General features: G+C 65.7%; 22 protein-coding genes and 1 tRNA gene. 14 read left to right on the top strand and 9 right to left on the bottom strand.

All coding sequences use genetic code 11. The features are described 5' to 3' along the window. Positions 1–7 precede the first annotated feature (7 nt). From GGQ97_RS11570 to GGQ97_RS11550, 5 genes are all read right to left on the bottom strand, one after another. Positions 8–934 (bottom strand): hypothetical protein, encoded by a 927-nt coding sequence (locus GGQ97_RS11570; RefSeq protein ID WP_168069733.1) that lies wholly within the window; start codon positions 932–934, stop codon positions 8–10. 47 nt (positions 935–981) lie between these two features. After that, positions 982–1,371, bottom strand: a complete 390-nt coding sequence (locus GGQ97_RS11565) for a type II toxin-antitoxin system HicB family antitoxin (RefSeq protein ID WP_168069731.1) — start codon at positions 1,369–1,371, stop codon at positions 982–984. Positions 1,372–1,451: 80 nt separating this feature from the next. After that, a complete protein-coding gene (locus GGQ97_RS11560) occupies positions 1,452–1,640 on the bottom strand; it encodes a type II toxin-antitoxin system HicA family toxin (protein ID WP_168069729.1) in 189 nt (62 codons plus the stop codon). A 285-nt stretch (positions 1,641–1,925) separates the two neighbouring features. After that, positions 1,926–2,002: transfer RNA gene (locus tag GGQ97_RS11555), tRNA-Arg, on the bottom strand. 12 nt (positions 2,003–2,014) lie between these two features. Beyond that, positions 2,015–3,064, bottom strand: coding sequence for an alpha/beta fold hydrolase (locus tag GGQ97_RS11550; protein ID WP_209022845.1), 1,050 nt, complete (start codon positions 3,062–3,064; stop codon positions 2,015–2,017). On the opposite strand from GGQ97_RS11550, the gene phaR reads away from it, so the two are divergent. The 5 genes from phaR to glmS all read left to right on the top strand — a co-directional run bounded on the left by phaR (position 3,063) and on the right by glmS (position 8,372). Beyond that, complete coding sequence (gene phaR, locus GGQ97_RS11545; protein WP_168069728.1) at positions 3,063–3,605, top strand: polyhydroxyalkanoate synthesis repressor PhaR; 543 nt, start codon at positions 3,063–3,065, stop codon at positions 3,603–3,605. The genes GGQ97_RS11550 and phaR overlap by 2 nt on opposite strands. A 10-nt stretch (positions 3,606–3,615) precedes the next feature. Then, entirely contained in the window at positions 3,616–4,050 is a 435-nt protein-coding gene (locus tag GGQ97_RS11540) for a hypothetical protein (protein ID WP_168069726.1), read from the top strand. Between the two features lie 315 nt (positions 4,051–4,365). Next, positions 4,366–5,106: a hypothetical protein gene (locus tag GGQ97_RS11535; RefSeq protein ID WP_168069724.1), complete on the top strand. Its 741-nt coding sequence runs from the start codon at positions 4,366–4,368 to the stop codon at positions 5,104–5,106. Positions 5,107–5,196: 90 nt separating this feature from the next. Then, on the top strand, positions 5,197–6,543 hold the full coding sequence (gene glmU / locus GGQ97_RS11530) for a bifunctional UDP-N-acetylglucosamine diphosphorylase/glucosamine-1-phosphate N-acetyltransferase GlmU (RefSeq protein WP_168069722.1): 1,347 nt from the start codon (positions 5,197–5,199) through the stop codon (positions 6,541–6,543). A gap of 5 nt (positions 6,544–6,548) precedes the next feature. After that, positions 6,549–8,372: a glutamine--fructose-6-phosphate transaminase (isomerizing) gene (glmS, locus tag GGQ97_RS11525; RefSeq protein ID WP_168069720.1), complete on the top strand. Its 1,824-nt coding sequence runs from the start codon at positions 6,549–6,551 to the stop codon at positions 8,370–8,372. 6 nt (positions 8,373–8,378) lie between these two features. On the opposite strand, the gene GGQ97_RS11520 is transcribed toward glmS, so the two are convergent. Beyond that, entirely contained in the window at positions 8,379–9,455 is a 1,077-nt protein-coding gene (locus GGQ97_RS11520) for an EpsG family protein (protein WP_168069718.1), read from the bottom strand. 116 nt (positions 9,456–9,571) lie between these two features. Here GGQ97_RS11520 and rfbA point away from each other — a divergent pair, with 116 nt between their 5' ends. From rfbA to rfbD, 4 genes are read left to right on the top strand one after another with little or no spacing between them, the layout of a single operon-like run. Beyond that, on the top strand, positions 9,572–10,450 hold the full coding sequence (gene rfbA / locus GGQ97_RS11515) for a glucose-1-phosphate thymidylyltransferase RfbA (RefSeq protein ID WP_168069717.1): 879 nt from the start codon (positions 9,572–9,574) through the stop codon (positions 10,448–10,450). Continuing rightward, on the top strand, positions 10,443–10,994 hold the full coding sequence (rfbC, locus tag GGQ97_RS11510) for a dTDP-4-dehydrorhamnose 3,5-epimerase (RefSeq protein WP_168069715.1): 552 nt from the start codon (positions 10,443–10,445) through the stop codon (positions 10,992–10,994). Before rfbA ends, rfbC begins: the two co-directional genes overlap by 8 nt. Continuing rightward, a complete protein-coding gene (gene rfbB / locus GGQ97_RS11505; protein WP_168069713.1) occupies positions 10,991–12,043 on the top strand; it encodes a dTDP-glucose 4,6-dehydratase in 1,053 nt (350 codons plus the stop codon). Before rfbC ends, rfbB begins: the two co-directional genes overlap by 4 nt. Continuing rightward, the gene (gene rfbD / locus GGQ97_RS11500) at positions 12,043–12,924 is read left to right on the top strand and encodes a dTDP-4-dehydrorhamnose reductase (RefSeq protein WP_168069711.1); all 882 of its coding nucleotides are present in this window, start codon (positions 12,043–12,045) and stop codon (positions 12,922–12,924) included. The genes rfbB and rfbD overlap by 1 nt, the downstream gene beginning before the upstream one ends. On the opposite strand, the gene GGQ97_RS11495 is transcribed toward rfbD, so the two are convergent. From GGQ97_RS11495 to GGQ97_RS11485, 3 genes are read right to left on the bottom strand one after another with little or no spacing between them, the layout of a single operon-like run. Beyond that, positions 12,921–13,715, bottom strand: a complete 795-nt coding sequence (locus GGQ97_RS11495) for a hypothetical protein (protein ID WP_168069709.1) — start codon at positions 13,713–13,715, stop codon at positions 12,921–12,923. The two genes, rfbD and GGQ97_RS11495, sit on opposite strands and share 4 nt — an antisense overlap. Continuing rightward, positions 13,693–14,331 carry an HAD family hydrolase gene (locus GGQ97_RS11490; protein WP_168069707.1) on the bottom strand — a complete coding sequence of 213 codons (639 nt, stop codon included), beginning with the start codon at positions 14,329–14,331 and terminating at the stop codon, positions 13,693–13,695. The genes GGQ97_RS11495 and GGQ97_RS11490 overlap by 23 nt, the downstream gene beginning before the upstream one ends. Then, a complete protein-coding gene (locus tag GGQ97_RS11485) occupies positions 14,325–15,575 on the bottom strand; it encodes a glycosyltransferase (protein WP_168069705.1) in 1,251 nt (416 codons plus the stop codon). Before GGQ97_RS11485 ends, GGQ97_RS11490 begins: the two co-directional genes overlap by 7 nt. Before the next feature lie 72 nt (positions 15,576–15,647). On the opposite strand from GGQ97_RS11485, the gene GGQ97_RS11480 reads away from it, so the two are divergent. The 5 genes from GGQ97_RS11480 to GGQ97_RS14560 all read left to right on the top strand — a co-directional run bounded on the left by GGQ97_RS11480 (position 15,648) and on the right by GGQ97_RS14560 (position 20,887). Beyond that, positions 15,648–16,601, top strand: a complete 954-nt coding sequence (locus GGQ97_RS11480; RefSeq protein WP_168069704.1) for a UDP-glucuronic acid decarboxylase family protein — start codon at positions 15,648–15,650, stop codon at positions 16,599–16,601. 16 nt (positions 16,602–16,617) lie between these two features. Further along, positions 16,618–17,709: a glycosyltransferase gene (locus GGQ97_RS11475; protein WP_168069702.1), complete on the top strand. Its 1,092-nt coding sequence runs from the start codon at positions 16,618–16,620 to the stop codon at positions 17,707–17,709. 50 nt (positions 17,710–17,759) lie between these two features. Beyond that, the gene (locus tag GGQ97_RS11470; protein ID WP_168069700.1) at positions 17,760–18,704 is read left to right on the top strand and encodes a glycosyltransferase; all 945 of its coding nucleotides are present in this window, start codon (positions 17,760–17,762) and stop codon (positions 18,702–18,704) included. 184 nt (positions 18,705–18,888) lie between these two features. Next, complete coding sequence (locus GGQ97_RS11465; protein ID WP_168069698.1) at positions 18,889–20,157, top strand: lipopolysaccharide biosynthesis protein; 1,269 nt, start codon at positions 18,889–18,891, stop codon at positions 20,155–20,157. A 4-nt stretch (positions 20,158–20,161) separates the two neighbouring features. After that, on the top strand, positions 20,162–20,887 hold the full coding sequence (locus tag GGQ97_RS14560) for an FkbM family methyltransferase (RefSeq protein WP_168069696.1): 726 nt from the start codon (positions 20,162–20,164) through the stop codon (positions 20,885–20,887). The last annotated feature ends 2 nt before the right edge of the window (positions 20,888–20,889 follow it).

The raw sequence follows: 20,889 nt of genomic DNA, 5'->3' as shown, positions 1-20,889 counted from the left end.
AGGTGGCTCATTTGGAACCAAGTTCGTCTTCGTCAATCGGGTGATAAACGAATTCGCCGTGTTGCGGATGCAGCTCAAGTCCCGCTGGCGGATTTCTCCGCCAAAATCTCATCCGGTCATCGATGGATGTGATGCAATCGAATTCGTCTGGTCCCGGCAAATATAGTTGAGCCCGTTTGAGGCGCGCTACGCGATCAGGAATCGTCGCATCTAAAGTGTCTAGAGGCGAACCCGATAGGAATTTGCGGTAGAAGTATGAAACCGAAGCGATGCGGGACTCGATGAAGAACGCCAATTGGTCAGGGGAGGGACTAACCGCTTCCGGCATTTTGAAGTTGGGAACGATCTTGTAGCGGATTCCATTCTCGCGCGGACCGGATGAAATTGTAGTCGCAGTAATCGACCGATTCAACGCGCCGCAATTGTAGAAAACGCCAGCGGTCACATAGAGATGATATCTCTTAAACGCCTTCTCAACGGTCTTCGTCCCGCGTGGAAAATGCTTGCGTTCGATTGGAGCACGCGAGACAGTCACGACGAAGAAGATCGGGCCCCCAGTGTGCTTGTCGAAGACCTTGATCGTTGCCTTGCGAGGCTTGCGCGTACTGTCGGGGGAATGTCTCAACGTGGCGGGGATGCGGGAGAAGGCAGGCAGTAACGCGTGCCCATCGAGTGGTTTGACGTATGCATAATTTTCTTTGATCGACCCGTCCGAGTGCTTCTTGGTTTCTTTGATCAAGAAACCGCCGTCGGCCGAATTTTCAGATTCATGGAATGAGAAGCGGTGCGCGACTTTTGATATATGCAAAAGCGATGGCGGCGGGTCGACTGGCAGATTAAGGGTTAGGCCGCCACGGCCGCCTTCTTCAACGCTGAAGAGTTCACGCTCGCCGCCGTCTATTCCTACAACAAAGCGAATCTTCCTCCCGGCCATAGGGAGAAGCTACTCGGTTCGAGGCGCCGAGCAATCATCTCGGAGGCTCAAGCGTCAGCCAGCTCTTTCGCCAGCCTGTCGCGCGCAGCTTCGGCGAGGAAGCCAGAGCGATTGCTCGTGACACGATCGATGCGCGACACCAAGCCCTCCGGCATGGTGATGTTAAGGCGGACCGCGCGTCCGGGGAGTTCGACGCGGGCAAGGAAGCGGCAGACTTCCTGGACCTCTGGATCGACTTCGACCTCCGCCGAGGGGCGCGGAAGATCATTGCCGTCCTCGACCAAGAGCTCGAGGTGCGCTTCGAGCGCAGCTTCGCCGTTGGCGAACGCTTCGGCTTGGCTGCCGCCGGCAGACACGCAGCCGGGAACGTCAGGAAAGAAGACGCTGTAGCCTTCGCCAGCACGCTCAACAATGCCAGTATAGATGGCCGTGGCCATGGGGACTCTCCGTGGTAGGGTGTGTGTATAGATACGTATTCGCATCTTAACGTCAAGTTACGGCAGCGAGATTCGCCATCTCAGCGCAACTTCACCCCGCTGACCCGCTCGATCGAAAGCAGGGTACCGATGGCGAGATCACGTTCCGGATGGGGCACAGTGACCACGCCGGGGTTCGTCGGATGCTTGAACTGGTGATGGCTTCCGCGAACGCGAACCTGAACCCAGTCGGCGGCTTCAATCAGCTTGATGACGTCTCTGCTCTTCATGTGTATCCTATACACACGTGAGGCTGCCCGGTCAACAGGCGATGCGTATGGCATACACACTTAAGGCGGTAGAGGGTTGCCGGATTTTTACGGTCCCGCGCGAGCCTATTCACGCGGACAGGCCACTTTAGGCGTCTTTTTACGGAATTAGTGGCGGTTTTCCGGGCTTTTCGCCAGCGTGGGAAGCTGACAGCGTGGCCCGGTCCGACCCGGCAAAATCGACGTAGCACTGACGGTAACGCGGACACGCCCGAAAATGAGACATCGGAAAATCGTTTAAAATCATGGCGCACCCGACAGGATTCGAACCTGTGGCCTCTGCCTTCGGAGGGCAGCGCTCTATCCAGCTGAGCTACGGGTGCCTGAGGCAGCCCCTAGCGGGCCGATGCGGCGCCTTCAAGCCATGACAGCAGCGGTCCGTGCAGCGTTCGCTGCGCATCGCGGCCGACGATCATGCCGACATGGCCCGAAGGCGAGGACAGCTGCTCGCCGGCCGCAGCGGTGGCGGCGGGGACGATCCGGTCGCCCGCCGCGGTGACGTGGAGCATCGGGCAGGAGGGAAGGGGGGCCAGCGGAACATCGGCGCCGAACAGTTGCTCGACCATCTGGCGGGCGGCGGGGAGAGGCAGTGGCTCGCCGCTATTAGCCCATTCCTCCATGGCGACGAACCGGAGCGCCTCGGGAGATGCGGGGTCGGAGTCGGCGAAACGGGCGAACTTGGCCACCAGCCGGGCGGGGTCGATCTGCCAAAAGGCCGCCTGCAGCACCTCCATCGGCAGAAAGCCGAGCTGTTCGGCCGCCGCCCTGCTTGCTTTCCACAAGCGGAGAAGCTGCGCCCGTGCCGCGTCCTCGTAGGCGTCGAAGCGGTAGGGGGAGGCGAGGGTCACGACTGCCTGGACCGTGGCGCAGGTCGACGCGGCGGCCAGCGCCAGAGTGCCGCCGAGGCAGTAACCGATCAAGCTCGCCGGTCCCACCGCGTGGAGCAGCGGCACCAGCCGCTCCGCGACATGTCCGTCGAGGCTGAGGTCCTGGCGCTCCGCCGCCGGTCCCCAGTCGAGCAGGAACACGCGATGCCGCACCGCAAGCGCATCGGCGAGGGAGCAGGCGGGATCTAGGTCGAGGATGGTGGGCGGGTTGATCAGCGAGGGCACCAGCACCAGCGCCGGTCCGCTTCCGCCGCAATCGCGCAGGCTCGTGCCGTTCGAGCGGTGCACCACCGGCCGTTCCTGGCGACACGGAACAGCGGGCGCCGTCTGGTAGCGGCGCAGTCCCTCCAGCGCCTTCTGCCCCAGTTCGGGATCACGCGCCGTGACTTGCCGGAGGAGTTCGACGAACAGCGGCAGGGGACGCGGACCGCGCGAATGTTGCGGTGCAATAGACGGCGGTGCTAGGTCATGGGCCACGTCGCGTAGAGGACTGCCCATGAATGCCCCTCCCCACAAGATCACGATCAAGAAATACGCCAACCGGCGGCTCTACGACACGGAAAGCTCGACCTACGTCACGCTCGACCGCCTGGCGCAAATGATCCGCGAGGGGCGCGACTTCGTGGTGGTCGATGCCAAGTCGGGCGAGGACATCACCCATCAGGCGCTGACCCAGATCATCGTCGAGGAAGAAGCGCGGGGCGGCGCCACCATGCTTCCTGCAGGCTTCCTCCGGCAGGTGATCGCGCTCTACGGCAACTCGATGCAGACCATGGTGCCGGGCTATCTCGACGCCGCGATGCAGAGCTTTTCCAAGAACCAGGCGGCGTTCAAGGATGCGTTCGGAAGCAACCTGTTCGCGGACATGGCCAAGCGGCAGATGGCGCTGTTCGAGCAGAGCGCCAAGGTCCTGACCGGGGCCTCCGCCCCGCGCGCCGCGTCGACCGCTCCGGCAGCGGACGAGGACAAGGACGAGGTGGCCGCACTCAAGGCCGAACTCGACGCGCTTCGCACCAAGGTCGACAAGCTGGTACGCTGAGCCAGATCCCATGCTGATCCCGATCCTTGCCGCGCTGCAGGCGGCCGCAACCCCCGTTCCGCAATCCGCGAGCCAGCCCGCTCCCGCCGACTGGCGCACCCGCCCGATCACCGCCGGCTCCTGGACCTGGCGCAACGCGCCCGATTCCAGCGAGGCGCTGTTTTCCGATTCGCGCGGGATCCAGCTCGTCATCCGCTGCACCCGGTCGACTCGGCGGGTGAGCTTTTCACGCACCGGCGTGGTTCCGGCCGCCCCGATTCGCGTCGCCACGACCAGCAGCGAACGCCAGCTCGGACCAGGCAACATGGTGCTCGCGACCGACCCGCTGCTGGACGCAATCGCCTTCAGTCGCGGGCGGTTATGGGTGGATGCGAGGGGGGCGATGCCGCTGATCCTGCGGTCGGCGGCCGAGCCGGCACGAGCGGTCGAGGATTGCCGAAGCTGACGATCATTTCAAGGCTTGAACGAGCGCCGGAATCACGCATTCTCCGTCGTGCCAACAACACAGCGAAAGGAGGTGATCCGATGTCTCATGGTTCAGCAAGAGGCTCGGTGAAGTTCGTTCGGGAGACGCGGGCCTAACCAGCCGGCACTCAAGGTCTCCCGGGCTGGAGCTCTCCGGCCGCTGACCATGTCGAAGGGATCGTCGCTTTTCGGAGCGACGGTCCCTTTAACACATCCGGGGCTTAGCAGCCGCCGAGGGAACCGTTCCGGCGCTGCATCGTCTTGCCGGTAACGCATCCAACGGGGAGATCATCTCGTGGCCAGGTCCAAGACCTCGAAATCGAACAATCAGGGCGGCTCCAGCAGCTTCACCAGCCAGCAGGACAAGCTCGGCAACGACAAGGCCGGCGCAGGCAGTTCGGCCAGCGATGGCGATGAGGATGGCTCGACCAACCTCAACGACACGCTCGACAAGCTCGCCAAGGCGGCGATGAGCAAGGAAATGCTCGCCGCCGGCCTCGCCGCAGCGGCCGCCGCGATCAGCGCCAGCCCGTCGGTCCGCCGCAAGATCCGCGACGCCGGGCTCGATGCCGCCGACAGCGCGACCAGCGCCGCCACGTCGATGGCAAGCAGCGTCGGCAAGCTCGGCTCGCTGATCGCTGAAGCGGTTGCCGATGCCGCCCAGAAGGTCCTCGGCGGCAGCAGCTCGTCGTCGTCCTCCTCGTCGAGCGGCAGCCGCGGGTCGGGCGCGAAATCGACGGCCAGCACCGCCAAGCGCAGCGCCAGCCAGCGCGCGTCGAGCACCAAGGCCAAAGCCAGCGGCGCCACCGCGCGCAGCAGCGGATCGACCAGCACGCGAAAGAAGGCCGAGGGCGCAGCAGGCGCGGCGAAGAGCGCGGCCACCGCGCCCAAGCGCGCCGCCCCCAGCCGCAGCGGCACCGCGACCCGTTCGCGCGCGACATCGACCCGCAGCACCGGTGCGACCCGGCGCGGATCGACCCGCAAGCCAACCGGCAGCGGCCCGACCGGCGGAAGCGACGGCGGCAGCAACGCCTGACGTCCGTTCCCTGTAAATTCGAAAGGGCCTCTTTCCCCTCAGGGACGGAGGCCCTTTCTCTTTATCGAAGCCTCTGCCACAGCCGCATCCATGAAGCCGCTCGCCGTTGTCATTCTCGCTGCCGGTCAAGGGACCCGGATGCGTTCGGACCTGCACAAGGTCCTCCATCCGCTCGCCGGCAAACCGATGCTCATGCACCTGCTCGATACCGTCGACACGCTTGAGGCGGAGCGGCGGGTGGTTGTCGTCGGCACGGGACGCGAGCAGCTGGAGGGCGCGCTTGCCGGCCATCAGCTGACGCTTGCGCTGCAGGCGGAGCAGAAGGGCACCGGCCATGCCGTGGCCCAGGCGGCCGAGGCCCTGGCCGGGTTCGATGGCACGGTGCTGGTTCTCTACGGCGACACGCCTTGCATCGAGACCGCGACGCTGCAAGCGATGCAGGGCCGGCTCGAGGCGGAGGACCGCCCTGGCGTCGTGGTGCTGGCGTCCTCGCCCGACGATCCAGCCTCTTACGGGCGGGTCGTCCTGGGGCAGGGCGACACCATCGCGCGCATGGTCGAATATAAGGACGCCTCGCCCGAGGAGCGGGCGGTCAGGTTGTGCAACAGCGGCATGATGGCGGTTGCCGCGTCCGACCTGTTCCGCTGGCTGGCCAAGGTAGGCAACGACAATGCGGCGGGCGAATATTACCTGCCCGACATCGTCATGGTGGCCGCTGCCGAGGGCCGCCACAGCGTCGCCGTCGAATGCGATCCCTGGCAGACCGCAGGCATCAACAGCCGCTCCGAACTCGCGCTGGTCGAGCGGGACTGGCAGGGCCGCCGCCGGGCCCAGGCGATGGCCGAGGGAGCGACGTTGTTCGATCCGGACACCGTCTGGTTCAGTGCCGACACCAGGCTTGGCCGCGACGTGCTGGTCGAACCGAGCGTCTTCTTCGGCCCCGGGGTGAGCGTCGCCGACGGCGCGGTGATCCGTGCCTTTTCGCATCTCGAAGGGGCCAGCGTCGGGGCAGGGGCCGAGGTCGGTCCCTACGCCCGCCTGCGTCCAGGTGCCGAGCTTGGCGAGCGATCCAAGGTCGGAAACTTCGTCGAGATCAAGAAGGCGAAGCTGGGGGCCAGGGCCAAGGCCAATCACCTCAGCTACATCGGCGACGCGGACGTCGGGGCCGGAGCCAACATCGGGGCCGGAACCATCACCTGCAATTACGACGGCTTCTTCAAGTATCAGACCCGTATTGGCGAGGGGGCCTTCATCGGTTCGAACAGTTCGCTGGTCGCGCCGGTCAACGTCGGCGCCGGCGCGATCGTCGGAGCAGGCTCGGTAGTCACCCGCGATGTCGAGGGTGACGCGCTGGGCGTGACGCGCGCCGAGCAGAAACAACTCTCCGGCTGGGCCGCGCATTTCCGCGAGCGCCAGTCGGCCAAGAAAGGCAAGTAAGCGTCATGTGCGGAATCGTCGCGATCGTCGGCCGTGAAGCCGTTGCGCAGCGCTTGTTCGAAGGGCTCCGGCGGCTCGAATATCGGGGCTATGACAGCGCCGGGATCTGCACGCTGGTCCACGGCGGGTTCGAGCGGCGGCGGGCCGAAGGCAAGCTCGATAACCTTGGCGCGCGGCTTGCCGAAAGCGCGCTTCCGGGGATCACCGGCATTGCCCACACCCGCTGGGCGACCCACGGCGCGCCGACCGAGGCCAATGCCCATCCGCACATCGCGGGTCCGGTCGCGCTCGTGCACAACGGCATCATCGAGAACTTCAAGCCGCTTCGCGCCGAACTGCTTGCCGACGGCCGCACGCTCCTGAGCGAGACCGACAGCGAAGTGGTCGCCCACCTCGTTGCCCGCGAGGTCGAGGCCGGGCGCAGTCCCGAGCAGGCGGTCGCAGCGGTCCTGCCTCGGCTGCACGGGGCGTTCGCCATGGCCTTCCTGTTCCGCGACCATGACGGGCTGGTGATCGGTGCGCGCATGGGCGCGCCGCTGACCGTCGGCTATGGCGAGGGCGAGAATTACCTCGGATCCGATGCGATCGCGCTGGCCCCCTGGACCCGCCGCATCGCCTATCTCGACGAGGGCGACTGGGTCGTCGTCCGCAACGATTCCGTGCAGATCTTCGATCGCGACAACGCGCCGGTCGAGCGGCAGGTCGTCGAAAGCGAAGCCAGCACCGAGACCATCTCAAAGGGCAACCACGCGCACTTCATGCGCAAGGAGATCTTCGAGCAGCCGCTGGTCGTCGCGCAGACCCTGCAAAGCTACGTCAGGGCGTTCGAAGGCGAAGTCGCCATTCCCGCCGTCGACTTCGACCTGAGCCAGGTCGACCGGGTCACCATGGTGGCCTGCGGCACCAGCTTCTACGCCGGCATGGTCGGCAAATATTGGATCGAGCGGTTTGCCCGCGTGCCGGTCGACATCGATGTCGCAAGCGAGTTCCGCTACCGCGATCCCGTCCTCGAGAAGGGCGGCCTGGCGCTGTTCATCAGCCAGTCGGGCGAAACCGCCGACACGCTTGCGGCCCTGCGCCACGCCCGGTCGGAGGGACAAAGGATCGCGGTGGTGGTGAACGTCCCGACCAGCTCGATGGCGCGCGAGGCCGACCTCCTGCTGCCGACGCGAGCGGGACCGGAGATCGGCGTTGCCTCGACCAAGGCGTTCACCTGTCAGTTGGCGGTGCTTGCCGCGCTTGCGGTCAACCTCGCCCGGGCGCGTGGACGGATCACGGCGGAAGAGGAACGGGAGATCGTCGCGCACCTCGCCGAGGCGCCCGAGGCCATGGCCCGCGCGATCGACCATGACGAGGACATCAAAGCGATGGCGCACCTCGTCGCCCCGGCTCGCGACGTGCTGTATCTTGGCCGTGGTCCCGATTACCCGATGGCGCTGGAAGGCGCGCTGAAGCTCAAGGAGATCAGCTACATCCATGCCGAGGGCTATGCCGCGGGCGAGATGAAGCATGGTCCGATCGCGCTGATCGACGATGCCGTCCCGGTGATCGTCCTCGCGCCGTCAGGACCGTTGTTCGACAAGACCGTCAGCAACATGCAGGAAGTCCGTGCGCGCGGCGGGCGGATCATCCTGATCAGCGACGCCGAGGGCATTGCGGCGGCGGGCGACGGCTGCGTGGCGACGATCGAGATGCCGGCCGTGCACGAATTGATCGCGCCTTTGGTCTATGCCGTCCCGGTCCAGTTGCTCGCCTATCACGTCGCCGTGCTCAAGGGCACCGACGTCGATCAGCCCCGCAACTTGGCGAAGAGCGTGACGGTGGAGTGACGCCTTCTAGGCGTTGAACCAGATGCGATAGGGCAGCCAGCCGTGGGCATTGGCTGCGAAATTAAGCCAGATGTAGAGCACGGCCGCCGTGTAGGCCGCGATCAGCAGGTTGCCGAAGTTGCGAGTGAGAAGCGTCCCGGGGATGCGGGCCAGGATGATGAACTGGAGCGGTAGCAGGTAGAGAGCGATCCGGTCGACTGCGGTCGACGAGGGCGACAGAAACAGCGCCACCGTCGCCACGATCGCCACCAGCGAGAAATTCCGCCAAAGCTTGGCTTCATTCTCGTTGAGGCCGAGCCTGCGCTGGAAGGCCAGGAACACGACTGCCGGCAGCAGCGACATGGAAATGCGGATGGCCGCCCCGCTCGAACTGTAGCGCGCCTCGATGTAGTTCCGGAACAGGCGGTCGACGCTGTCCTGCAAAAAGAGGGTGTACAGCCCCAGTGCCGATGAGGCGAGCAGGGCGAGGTCGATGATCTTGCGCCGGTCTCCCGTGAACGCCACCAACGGCAGGCAGATGACGGCAGACTTGTGGAACAGTGCGCCGACTGCGGTCCAGAGCACCATTCGGGCGACGCTTCCGTTGTTGAGCAGGCTCGCCAGGCCAACCATCACCAGGCCAAGCGCCGCTGCCTGCCGGGTGTAACCCATGCCGACCACGACGATCAGGTAGGGGACCGCGATCAGCAGCGACAACCATGGCTGCGGCTCCCGTCGGGCCAGTGCGAAGATCCCCCAAACGGTCAGCAAGCCGCACACCAGGTTGACCAGCCAGACGTCGTAACCGAGCTGCTGGCTCGCCCAGTTCAGCAGGGCGTAGCCGGGGTCGCTCTGCAGGAGGGTCTGATCGAACGTCCTAAAGGCACTTCGCTTGAAGATTTCTTCGTAATTCAGCCAGTCGCCGCCGACCTGGTAGCGGAAGCCGATCATCACGGTCAGCAGGATCAGTCCGACAGACATTCCGATCGAGAGGCGCGGTGCGCTGATGTCCGGTGCCTGCCCGGCCACCTGCGGCTGCGCCTGCCGTTGCGACAGGATCACACCGAGGAAGAAGAAGGACCACAGGAGCCAGTAGGGGATCACGTCAGCACCTGCCGACCGGAAACACTGGCCCGACTTTGCGCTCGCTTGCGAACAAGTCTCTGCTATCGAACAGTCCTGGGCTCATGGGGCGCGGCCTAGCGAAGCGGGGAGAAGCAGTGAAGGGGATTATTCTTGCCGGCGGGAGCGGCACTCGTCTCTACCCGGCGACCTTGGCCGTGTCGAAGCAGATGCTTCCGGTCTACGACAAGCCGATGGTCTATTATCCGCTCGGCATGCTGATGCTGGCGGGCATCCGCGACATCCTCCTGATTTCGACGCCTCACGACCTTCCCCTGTTCCAGCGCCTGCTCGGCGACGGGACGGACTTCGGCATCCGCATGAGCTATGCCGAGCAGGCCGAGCCGAACGGCCTTGCCGAAGCCTTCATCATCGGCCGCGAGTTCATCGGCGACGACAAGGTCGCGCTCGTGCTCGGCGACAACATCTTCTACGGCGCCGGGCTTGGCGATCTCGCGCGTCAGGCGGCTGCCCGCGACAGCGGAGCGACGGTATTCGCTTATTCGGTCGACGATCCCGAACGCTATGGCGTCGCCACCTTCGATGCAGACGGCAAGGTCACCGACATCGAGGAGAAACCTGCCAATCCCAAGTCGCATTTCGCGGTGACCGGCTTGTATTTCTACGACAACCGCGTGGTGGAGATTGCCGCCAACCTGGCGCCCAGCCCGCGCGGCGAGCTTGAGATCACGGACGTGAATCGGGCCTATCTGGCGGCCGGCGATCTGTACGTGACCCGGCTCGGTCGTGGCTATGCGTGGCTGGACACGGGCACGCACGAAAGCCTGCTCGACGCGAGCAGCTTCGTCCGGACCATCGAGCACCGCCAAGGCGTCAAGGTCATGTGCCCCGAGGAAATCGCGCTCGAGCAGGGCTGGCTCGACGGTGCGACCGTGCTGAAGCGGGCCGCACAGCTCGGCAAGACGCCCTACGCCGGCTACCTCCGCCGCCGCGTCCAGGAGCTTGGCAATGCTTGAGGTCAAGGAGACCGGGCTGCCGGGCGTCCTCGAAATCCTGCCGCGTCGCATCGGCGACGACCGCGGCTTCTTTTCGGAAGTATGGAGCGAGTCACGCTTTCGCGACGCCGGGATCGACCTGACGTTCGTGCAGGACAACCACAGCCGTTCCGCCCGCGGGGTGCTGCGCGGCCTTCATTATCAGCTGGAGCCGGTCGCCCAGGCCAAGCTGGTCCGGGTCAGCCGTGGCAGCGTGTTCGACGTTGCGGTCGATATCCGCCGCTCCAGTCCCACCTTCGGCCAGTGGACCGGAGTGGTCCTGTCGGCCGACACGTGGAACCAGCTGCTGGTTCCGGTCGGCTTCGCCCACGGCTTCCTCGCGCTCGAGGAAGGCAGCGAGGTCCAGTACAAGGTGTCGGCGCCCTACAGCCCGGAGCATGACCGCGGGATCAATCCCGCCGACCCGGCGATCGGGATCGAGTGGCCGCTGCCCCGCGACCAGTGGCTGCTGTCGGCCAAGGACCAGAACGCTCCCCACCTTGCACAGGCGGATCTCTTCGAATGAGTGCCATTCTCGTTACCGGCGGTGCCGGCTTCATCGGCAGTGCGGTGGTGCGCCGGCTGGTCGCCTCGGGCCAGCGCGTGGTGACCCTCGACAAACTGACCTATTCGGGTTCGCTGACCAGCCTCAGGGAAGTCGAGGAAGCGGCGAACCATCGCTTCGTTGAAGGCGATATCGGCGACCAGGCGCTGGTCGGCGCCCTGCTGCGCGAGGAGCAGGTCAGCGGCATCATGCACCTGGCTGCCGAGAGCCATGTCGACCGCTCGATCGACGGGCCGGGCGTGTTCATCGAAACCAATGTCGTCGGCACCTACCGCCTGCTCCAGGCGGCGCTCGACTATTGGCGGAGCCTGGAAGGCGACCGGAGGGACGGCTTCCGCTTCCACCACATCTCGACCGACGAGGTGTTCGGCGACCTGCCGTTCGACAGCGGCTTCTTCACCGAGGAAACGCCCTACGCGCCGTCCTCGCCCTATAGCGCAAGCAAGGCCGCGTCCGACCACTTGGTCCGGGCCTGGCACCACACTTACGGCCTGCCGGTGGTGCTTTCGAACTGCTCCAACAATTACGGGCCCTACCACTTCCCCGAGAAGCTGATTCCGTTGGTCATCCTGAACGCGCTCGAGGGCAAGCCGCTGCCGGTCTACGGCAAGGGCGAGAACGTGCGCGACTGGCTGTTCGTCGACGATCATGCCGCAGCGCTGGAGACGATCATCCGCAAGGGCGCCGTGGGCGAAAGCTACAATGTCGGGGGCAAGGCTGAGCGGACCAACCTGCAGGTGGTTGAGGCCATTTGCGACGCGCTGGACGCCCGCCGTCCGCTGGAGGACGGCCGCAAGCGGCGTGACCTCATCACCTTCGTGACCGATCGCCCCGGCCATGACCGCCGCTACGCCATCGACTGCTCGCGGATCGAACGCGAGCTCGGCTGGCATCCTTCGGTCGACTTCGAGCAGGGGCTCGCCCGAACGGTCGACTGGTATCTCGACAATGCGTGGTGGTGGGGGCCGCTGCGCGAGGCCTATGCTGGCGAGCGGCTCGGCAAAGCCTGATGAAGGTGCTGGTCACCGGGCGCGACGGCCAGCTTGCCCGAAGCCTTGCCGAGCGTTCCGCTGGACTGACCGATCTCGATCTCGTCTTTGCTGCCAGGCCGGGCTGCGACCTCGCCACGAAGGGGTCGGTCGCGGCGGCCGTCCGAGACACACGGCCGGACCTGGTGATCAGCGCAGCCGCCTACACCGCGGTCGACAAGGCCGAGCAGGAGCCCGAGCTTGCGCACCGCATCAACGCCGAGGCCGCCAGTGAACTCGCCGAAGCCGCTGCCGCGGTGGGCGCACCGCTCATCCATGTCTCGACCGATTACGTGTTCGGCGGCACGGGGGCAGCACCGATGCGCGAGGACGAGCCGATCGCCCCGCTCGGCGTCTATGGCCGAACCAAGGCCGAGGGCGAGCGACGCGTGAGGGAGGGGCAGGGCGATCACCTGATCCTGCGCACCGCCTGGGTCTATTCCCCGTTCGGCGCCAATTTCGTGAAGACCATGCTTCGCCTGTCGCGCGACCGCGAGGAGATTGCCGTGGTCGCCGACCAGGTCGGTTCACCCACCAACGCGCTCGACCTTGCCGATGTGATCCTCGCGCTGGCCGAGCGGCGCCATGCCGGCGACCGGACGGGCTGGGGCCAGACTTTTCATGCCGCCGGTAGCGGCCGGGCAAGCTGGGCCGACTTCGCCGCCGAGATCATGCGCCTGGGCGGTTCCGCCACCCGCATCCGGCCGATCCCCACCAGCGACTTTCCGACGCCTGCCCAGCGACCGGCCTGGTCGGTTCTCGACGGCGGCAAGCTACGCGATAGCTTCGGGCTTTCCCTGCCGGACTGGCGCGCTTCGCTGCCGGCGGTGGTCGAGCGGCTCGTCAGCGCCGAAACGGACTAGGCCTGGGGGATCGCGGAGCGTCGCCGCTCCAGCGCCTGCCGCGACGCGTAGAGCAGCATCAGGAAGCCCCAAATCTCCAGCGGCAGGCTAGTCGCCCCGATCAGGCTGGTCAGGCCGACGATCGGGCCGAGCAGGAGCATCTGCACCAGCGCGAATCGCGGATGGCGGCGCTCCGCGATCCGCAGCAGGTCCTTGCTGTCGAGGTAGGCGAGCCAGCGCAGGTAGACATAAAGCAGCAGCGCAATCAGCAGCGCGAGCGGCAGTCGGGCCGGCTCCAGCGCGCCGATCACCGGCATGATGAAGCGCAGCAGGCCCAGTTGCACGAAGGTCGCGCTGCGCGGCGCCGCCGCCTGGATCAGGTTGTGCAGTGCGAACACCAGCACGAGGCAGGCCGTGCCGCCAAGCCAGACCGGGTTGGCGATCCATCCGGTGGCCCAGCCGACCAGTCCCCAGACGATGAGCCGAATGAGGATGAAGGGCGCGACGAAGGCAGCGCCGCTGCTCCCGCTCCAGCGCTTCCGGCCACCCGGGCGACGGGCGTCGAACAGGTCGTTGGCGAGATAGCCAAGCTCGTAGACGGCAATGAAGGCGAGATAGCCGAGGGTGAAATTGGCGGCCGCTTCCACCAACCCCTGTCCCCCGAGCCGGACCAGCATCCACCAAGCCGGAACGAAGCTGGTCGCGACCAGGTAAAGGAGGTCCTGAGCGCCCTTGACCCGGCTTTGCAGGAAGTATGCGCCCGGCAGCAAGGCGAGGAGCGAGCGCGAGTCAGAGCTGGATGTAATTGACATCGTTGCCCGCCCATCGTGTCTTCTTGCCTGCCGGAAGGACCACGAACCCCTCGTCGGCCGAACGCAGCAGTTCCTCGTCGGTACGGTTGTCGCTGTAGACGATCATCCACTCACCTTCCCCGCGCAGCCCTGCAGCGATCGCCGGCTTGGCGCCGGTGAGGTCCTTGGTGATCTTTCCCGTGCACCGTCCGTCGTTGGTGAAACCAAGCGTGGAGCCATGCCCTTCGACACCCAGCCGGGAGGCCACTGCCTCGACCACCGGAGCGAGGCTGCTCGACACGATCACTACCCGGTCACCGCGCTTGCGGTGCTCGTCGAGCCGGACGAGGAGGGGGGTGTTGGAGCGGGTATCCTCAAGACGTTCCGCATAGGCGGACGCGAGGTGTTCGATCCTGTCGCGCGGCAGTCCGGCTAGCGAAGCCACCAGCCGCTCGCGGGCGAGGTCGCGACCGAGGCGCTGGGCGACTGCGCCCAGGAGGAAGAACAAGGGGTTCTCGAGCCAACGCTGCAACGCGCTTGCGATGGCGGGTTCTTCCCTGGAGGCGAACCTCAGGAATCCGACCGTCGTATTCTCGGCATACAGGGTGTCGCAAAGGTCGAAGAGGGCGATCACCATGGGGCAACCTCTACAGCCCTGTCGGGCCGCGCATAGATGGCATCGTAGGCGCGGATGGCGGCGGGAAGGTCGAGCAGCGGCCTTGCCCGCTCGCGCACCTCGCCGCGCTGCTCGGCGGCAAGCGCGTCGAACCGGGCGACGGCTTCATCAAGGCTGGCCTGCGTGGTGTCCACGAGCACGTGGCCGCTGGTTCGCGCAATGATCGCTTCCGCGTCGCCGATGCCGCGATTGGCGATGACCGGGAGCCCGCAGGCGAGATATTCGGCATGCTTGGTGGCCGACACGCCGAGGCTGGAATAAGTCGGCGTGATCAGGCACGCGCCGACGTCGGCGGCCCCGACCAGTGCCGGGACGTCGGGGCGATTGGCGGCGGCGATGACCAGTTGCTCGTCAGCAATGTCCAAACCTAACGCGGCGGCCTTTGCGAGCAGGGCAGCGCGATCGTGTCGTCCGATCAGCAGCAGGCGAGCGTCGGACCGCTTCTTCGCAAGGGTGTCGAACAGGCGCAGCAGGTCGTCTTCGAGATAGACCGTACCGAGCGAGCCTAGGTGGCACAGGACCGGTGCCTCGGCCGGGATGCCCAGCCTCGCCCGTACCGCCTGTTTCTGTTCCGCGGTGCTGACGGTGAACAGCGAGAAGTCGGCACAGCAGGGGACGACCGAGATCGGGACGTCGCGGTAGGAATCCCAGCGGGCGACCTCCTGCTTGGCAGCCTTGGTCAGGACGACAAGGTGCGCGGATCCCTCGACCAGCTTGCGTTCCTTCCGCTTCCAAGACTGGAACAGCTGCCGGCCGAGCAGGCTGTCGTCGCGCCAGCGGCCGCCTTCCCGGCGCTGGTCCGGCCAGAATCCGCGCATGTCGAATAGCAGGGGCAGGCGGTGCTTCTGCGCGGCGCGAAGCCCGGCGACCGCCGCCACGTAGCTCCGCGCATGGATCATCTCGTTGCCCGGGGCGAGGCGCATCGCGGCGCGTGCCATCGCGCGCTGGTCGATCAGCTTTGACAGGACCGGCGGCGACGACCGGAAGGGCTGTGGGTGCCAGTCCATGCCGTGCGCGGCGCAGAGCGCCCGCACCTGCCCGGCCCCCGCGGCGAAGCGATCGGGCTTTTCGAAGCTGACGATCGTGATCCTGTGTCCCGCTTCGGCGCAGCCGATCAGGTAAGGCAAGACCTGCGACTGCCCGAGGGGGTCGGTAAGGCCATCATAGGTAAGGTAAAGAACGGCGCGGCCGCGAACAGTCGACATCGCGCCCCTCTAGACGTTCTCCTCGGCGCAAGGCAAAGGTCTGAGCCAGATCCCGCAAGGAACCGACACCAGATGAAGCGCAGTTATTCCGCCCGCCGCCGGGTTCTCGTCACCGGAGGCGCCGGGTTCCTTGGCTCCCACCTCATCGGCAAGCTGCTGGAACGCGGGGACGAGGTGCTGTGCGTCGATAATCTGTTCACTGGCACCCGCGACAACCTCATCGACTATCGCGACCATCCGCACTTCGAATTCATGCGGCACGACATCACCTGGCCGCTGTATGTCGAGGTCGACCAGATCTACAACCTGGCCTGCCCGGCCTCGCCGATCCATTACCAGCACGATCCCGTCCAGACGACCAAGACCAGCGTGCTGGGCGCGATCAACATGCTCGGCCTTGCCAAGCGCTGCGGCGCGCGGATCTTCCAGGCGTCGACCAGCGAAGTCTATGGCGATCCCCACGTCCATCCCCAGCCCGAAGGCTATTGGGGCAACGTCAATCCGATCGGCCCGCGCAGCTGCTACGACGAAGGCAAGCGTTGCGCCGAAACCCTGTTCTTCGACTATCACCGCCAGCACGGGATGGAGATCAAGGTCGTCCGAATCTTCAACACCTACGGCCCGCGGATGCACCCGGCAGACGGGCGGGTGGTGTCGAACTTCATCATGCAGGCGCTTCGGAACGAGCCCATCACCATCTATGGCGACGGCAGCCAGACACGCAGCTTCTGCTACGTCGACGATCTCATCGCCGGCTTCATTAAGCTGATGGATTCCCCGCCCGAGGTCACCGGGCCGGTCAATATCGGCAATCCATCCGAGTTCACCATGCTGCAGCTCGCCGAAATGGCGATCCGCCAGACCGGCAGCACCTCCGAGATCGTGCGCCTGCCGCTGCCGGCCGACGACCCCAAGCAGCGCCAGCCCGACATCTCGGTCGCGCGCGAGAAGCTTGGGTGGGAGCCGACCATCCCGCTCGAGCAGGGCCTTGCCCGCACCATCGACTATTTCCGCCGCTTCGTCTGAGCCTGCCCCGCCAGGCATGTTTGAGAAAAGGAAGATCGCCTTCTTCCTGCCGGACATGGCGGGGGGCGGCGCCGAGCGGGTGCAGCTGGCGATCATGCGCCACCTGGTCGCCGCCGGCCATCAGGTCGACCTGATCCTCGCCTTCGGGGGCGGCGTCCTGCTGCCCCTGGTGCCGCCCGAAGTCCGGATCATCGAGCTTCGCGCCGGCCGGCTCGGCAGCTCGCTCGTGGGCCTAGTCCGCTATCTGAAAGCCAAGAAGCCATGGTCGCTGCACGCGATCATGTGGCCGTGCACGGTCCTTGCCGTGGCCGCGAAGATGGTGGCGCGGTCGAACGCCAAGCTGCTGCTGAGCGATCACACCTTCCTGTCGGATCATTATGCATCGCCGCGCACCCGGCGGATTCTGCGGCTGAGCATGAAGGCGCTCTATCCCCGGGCCGAGCACCGGGTCGCGGTGTCCAAGGGCGCGGCCGCCGACGTCGCGAAGCTGGCAGGTCTTTCCGACAGCGAGGTCGAGGTCATCTACAATCCGGTCGACCTTCCCGAGGTCGTGGCGGAAAATGCCGCCGCTCGCCAGCAGTGGCAGGGGGCGTCGCCCAGGATCATCAGCGTCGGCGCGTTCAAAGCCGAGAAGAATCACGATCTCCTGATCCGCGCCTTTGCAAGGGTGGTGCAACGCTTTCCCGATGCGCGCCTCGTCATCTTGGGCGAGGGCGCGTTGCGCGCTCATCTCGAAGCCCTTCGCGACGATCTCGGCCTTGGCGACAAGGTACGGCTGCCGGGCTTCCAGCTCGATCCCTGGCCCTATCTCGCCGGCGCGGACCTGTTCGTCCTGTCGTCCGACTATGAGGGCATGTCCCTGGTACTGGTCGAAGCGCTGCACGCCGGCCTGAAGGTGGTCAGCACCGATTGCGAAGCCGGACCTGCCGAATTGCTGCAGGGCGGCAACTATGGCCGGCTGTCGCCAGTCGGCGACGGCGCGGCACTCGCCCGCGCGATGATCGAGGAGCTGGAAACCGCGAGCGATCCCGGCCGCCAGCGCGTCAGGGCAAGCGAGATCACCGGCCGCCGCAATCTCGAGCGTTACGAGCAGCTTCTCGCCGGCTGAAGCGCGCGGACCCGCTTCCTGCCGCTTGATCTACCGGCTAAGCGGCAGGCGTGATCGACATCAGCATTATCATCCCGACCTTCAATCGAGCGCAGTTCCTGGGAGCCGCGATCGACAGCGCGCTCGCCCAAGGCGACGGCATCGAGGTGATCGTGGTGGACGATGGCTCGACCGACGACACGCCGGCGCTGCTAGCCAGCTACGGCGACCGGATCCGCGTTGTGCGCCAGTCCAATGCGGGACCAAGCGCGGCAAGGAACCGTGGCGCAGAACAGGCCCGCGGCGACTATCTGTTCTTTCTCGATTCCGACGACCTGATCGAGCCTGGCGCGGTCCACCGGCTGCTTGCCGCTGCACAGGCAATGGAGAGCGGGCAGGCGCCAATCGGCCGGGCCAGCATCATGGATGAGGCGGGAATGTCCTCGACCGGCGTGGCCTATGGCTATCCCCATCTTCAGCCCGGCCATCAGCTGTCGCTGGCCGACCTGTTGACTGGCGTCATGCCCTTGTGCCTGCCCTTGCTGCAACGCGAACAATTCCTTGCTGCCGGCGGCCTCGACCCTGAACTTCGCCTCGGCGAGGATCACGAACTTGCCATCAGACTGCACCATGCGGGTTTGCGCTTTGTCGCGACCGATGTCCCGGTGATCCGCGTCCGCGTGCACGGCGAGCCTCGTTTGTCGGGGGAAGGTGATCACGCCTTTGCCCGGCAATTGCTCCAGGTGTGGCGGAGGATCGCCGGGCTGGTAAGGGACTTCCCGGATTTCGACCGCCGCGCGAGGGAGGCGCTGGCGCGGGTGATCTGGGTCGCCGGTCGTGACGCCGCGCGGGCCAAGGATCGCGAAGCCGCCGACGCCATGTTCGACATTGCACGCGAGTTCGATCCGGGAGTCGAGCGGATCAGTCCGTGGCCGCTTCGCCTGGCTTCGCGAATGCTCGGACCGTTCCGCGCAGAACGCTGCGTCGATGCCGTCAAACGTTTGCGGCTGGTCTAGGCGTGGTGCACCGACGCTCTTTCACCTTGCAGTCCCCCTTGAAATTCGACGGGAGGCCGGCGTCCACGCCGGAGCCCGATGCCCGATGCCCGGTCGGCATGCCAATCTTCGAACCTGCAATGGATCGCGCGTCGTGCGAATAGTCCGACTGTTTGCGGGCAGCGCCCTGATCCAGATCCTTGGAATGGCATTCACGCTGGCGCTGGGGGTTCAGCTGGCCCGTTATCTCGGCCCTGCGAGCTACGGGGTATACGGGGTCGTGATGGGCGCGGTGTCGCTGCTGCTCGTTCCGGCTCAATTGGGCATGCCGCTTCTGGCGCTGCGCGAAGTGCCCGTTGCCCTCACCAATCCGGTAATCGACCTCGGGTCCGTCTGGCGCTGGCACATGCTGCGGCCCTTGCTTGCGGGTTCACTCGTCTTCGGCATTGCTGCGGCTTTCTCAGGGTTGCTCGACGGGAGCGGGAAGATTCCCTTCGGCACGATAGCCATCGCGGCAGTTCTCGGTGTTTCGCTGACCCTGCTTCCTGTAAGCATCGGCCTGCTGCGCGGCCTAGGACGCAATGTGACGGGCCAGATGATCGAATTGACGGTCAAGCCCGCCCTCACTGCCGCCGCTCTGGCAGCAACTTTCCTGGCCGCCAGCAAGCTCTCGATCGAAGGTGCCCTGGTCGTCCAGCTCGCCGTGACATGCCTGTGCCTGGCGTGGGCAGGGATAGCCTTTTTCCGCTTTCTACCTCGCGAATCTTCCGGACATGAGCGCTACCGCCCTTCGTCGTGGATCCCGGTCGCCGCCGCCTTGTCCGGAAACCAGCTGTTTGCCGCGATCAACGGCAATTATCCCATCCTCGTGGCGAGCTTCTTTGTCTCGGCCGAGGGGCTCGGGATCCTGCGGGTCGCACTGTCGAGCTTTGCCATCGTCGGTCTTCCGACGGCGATCGCCAGCATCGCCGCCGCCCCCGCGATCTCGCGGGCCCTGGCGGCCAACGCCCGATCGCACCTCGACGACCTCCTGTCTTTCGCAACGCTTGCCGGCTTTGCAGCGACATTGGTGGGGATGGTGGTCCTGCTGGTCGCCGGAGAGACCTTGATCGGATGGGTGTTCGGCAACGAATACAGGCCGGCGATCGAACCCTTGTTGATCCTCGGGGTGTCGCAGATCGTCGTGACCGCCTTCGGCGTGACGGGCGTTTACCTGGCCATGAGCGGGCGCGAACGTGTCGTGCTGAAGGCGTTCGCCGTCGCGGTTCCTGCCGGCATCCTCACGTCGTTGCTGCTGGTCCGCGATTTCGGCGGGGCCGGAGCGGCCAGTGGCACCGTCGCCATGGCCGCGGTCTGGCATTTCTACGTGTTCGTCGTAGAGCGCGAAGCGATTAGAGCCGCTCCGCTTTCCCTGGTCGGCGCGATCCGACACTTCCTGACAAGAACGAGCTTACCCCATGCGAAACCTAGCTAGACGAGTGCTTGAGCCGATCCGCAAGAACGGCATCCTCGATGTTCCCACGGCGATCGCGAGGGGAAGGGTCGAACAGCGTCAGTGCCGCGGCAGGGACGTTCGATGGCTGATCACCAACCGCAATGACGAAGTGCAGCTCAGGCAGCTGGCAGAAGGCTTTTACGAGGCTTCCGAACTTCTCCAGTTGGCGGAAGATGTCGGATCGCGGCCCAGGGTTCTCGATGTCGGAGCCAATATCGGCAACCATTCGATCTTCTTCCTCCAGCACATGGAAGCCCGATCGCTCACCCTGATCGAGCCCTTCGCCCGCGCCCGCTCGCACCTCCTCGCGAATCTCGCTCTGAACGCTGCGGAAGCGGCGCAGATCGACCTGCATGCGGTCGCGCTGGGAGCACGGGACAGTCGGGGCGAAATCGTCGAGTCCAGCCAGTTCAACCTCGGCATGACGAGGGTGGCAGAGGCCGCCGACGGAAACGTCATCGTGCGGCGCGGCGACGATCTCTTCCGCGACCGCGACTTCGATCTGGTCAAGATCGACGTCGAGGGCAGCGAAGTCGACGTGCTCGACGGCCTCGAGGATCTGCTGCGCCGCTGCCGGCCGGCGATCTATGTCGAGGTCGGCAATCCGCTCCGCGACATCGTCGTCGACAAGGTGATCGGCCTTGGTCTTCGCCTGGTGCGGGAAAAGGAAGCCTATGGCTCCCAGCGAAATCTGACGTTTGCCCGCTGAGA

The organism is Sphingomonas kaistensis (genome assembly GCF_011927725.1).
Classification (GTDB): Bacteria; Pseudomonadota; Alphaproteobacteria; order Sphingomonadales; family Sphingomonadaceae; genus Sphingomicrobium; species Sphingomicrobium kaistense.
The sequence above is the reverse complement of the archived record's forward strand: the minus strand, read 5'-3'. Positions and strand labels throughout refer to the sequence as shown.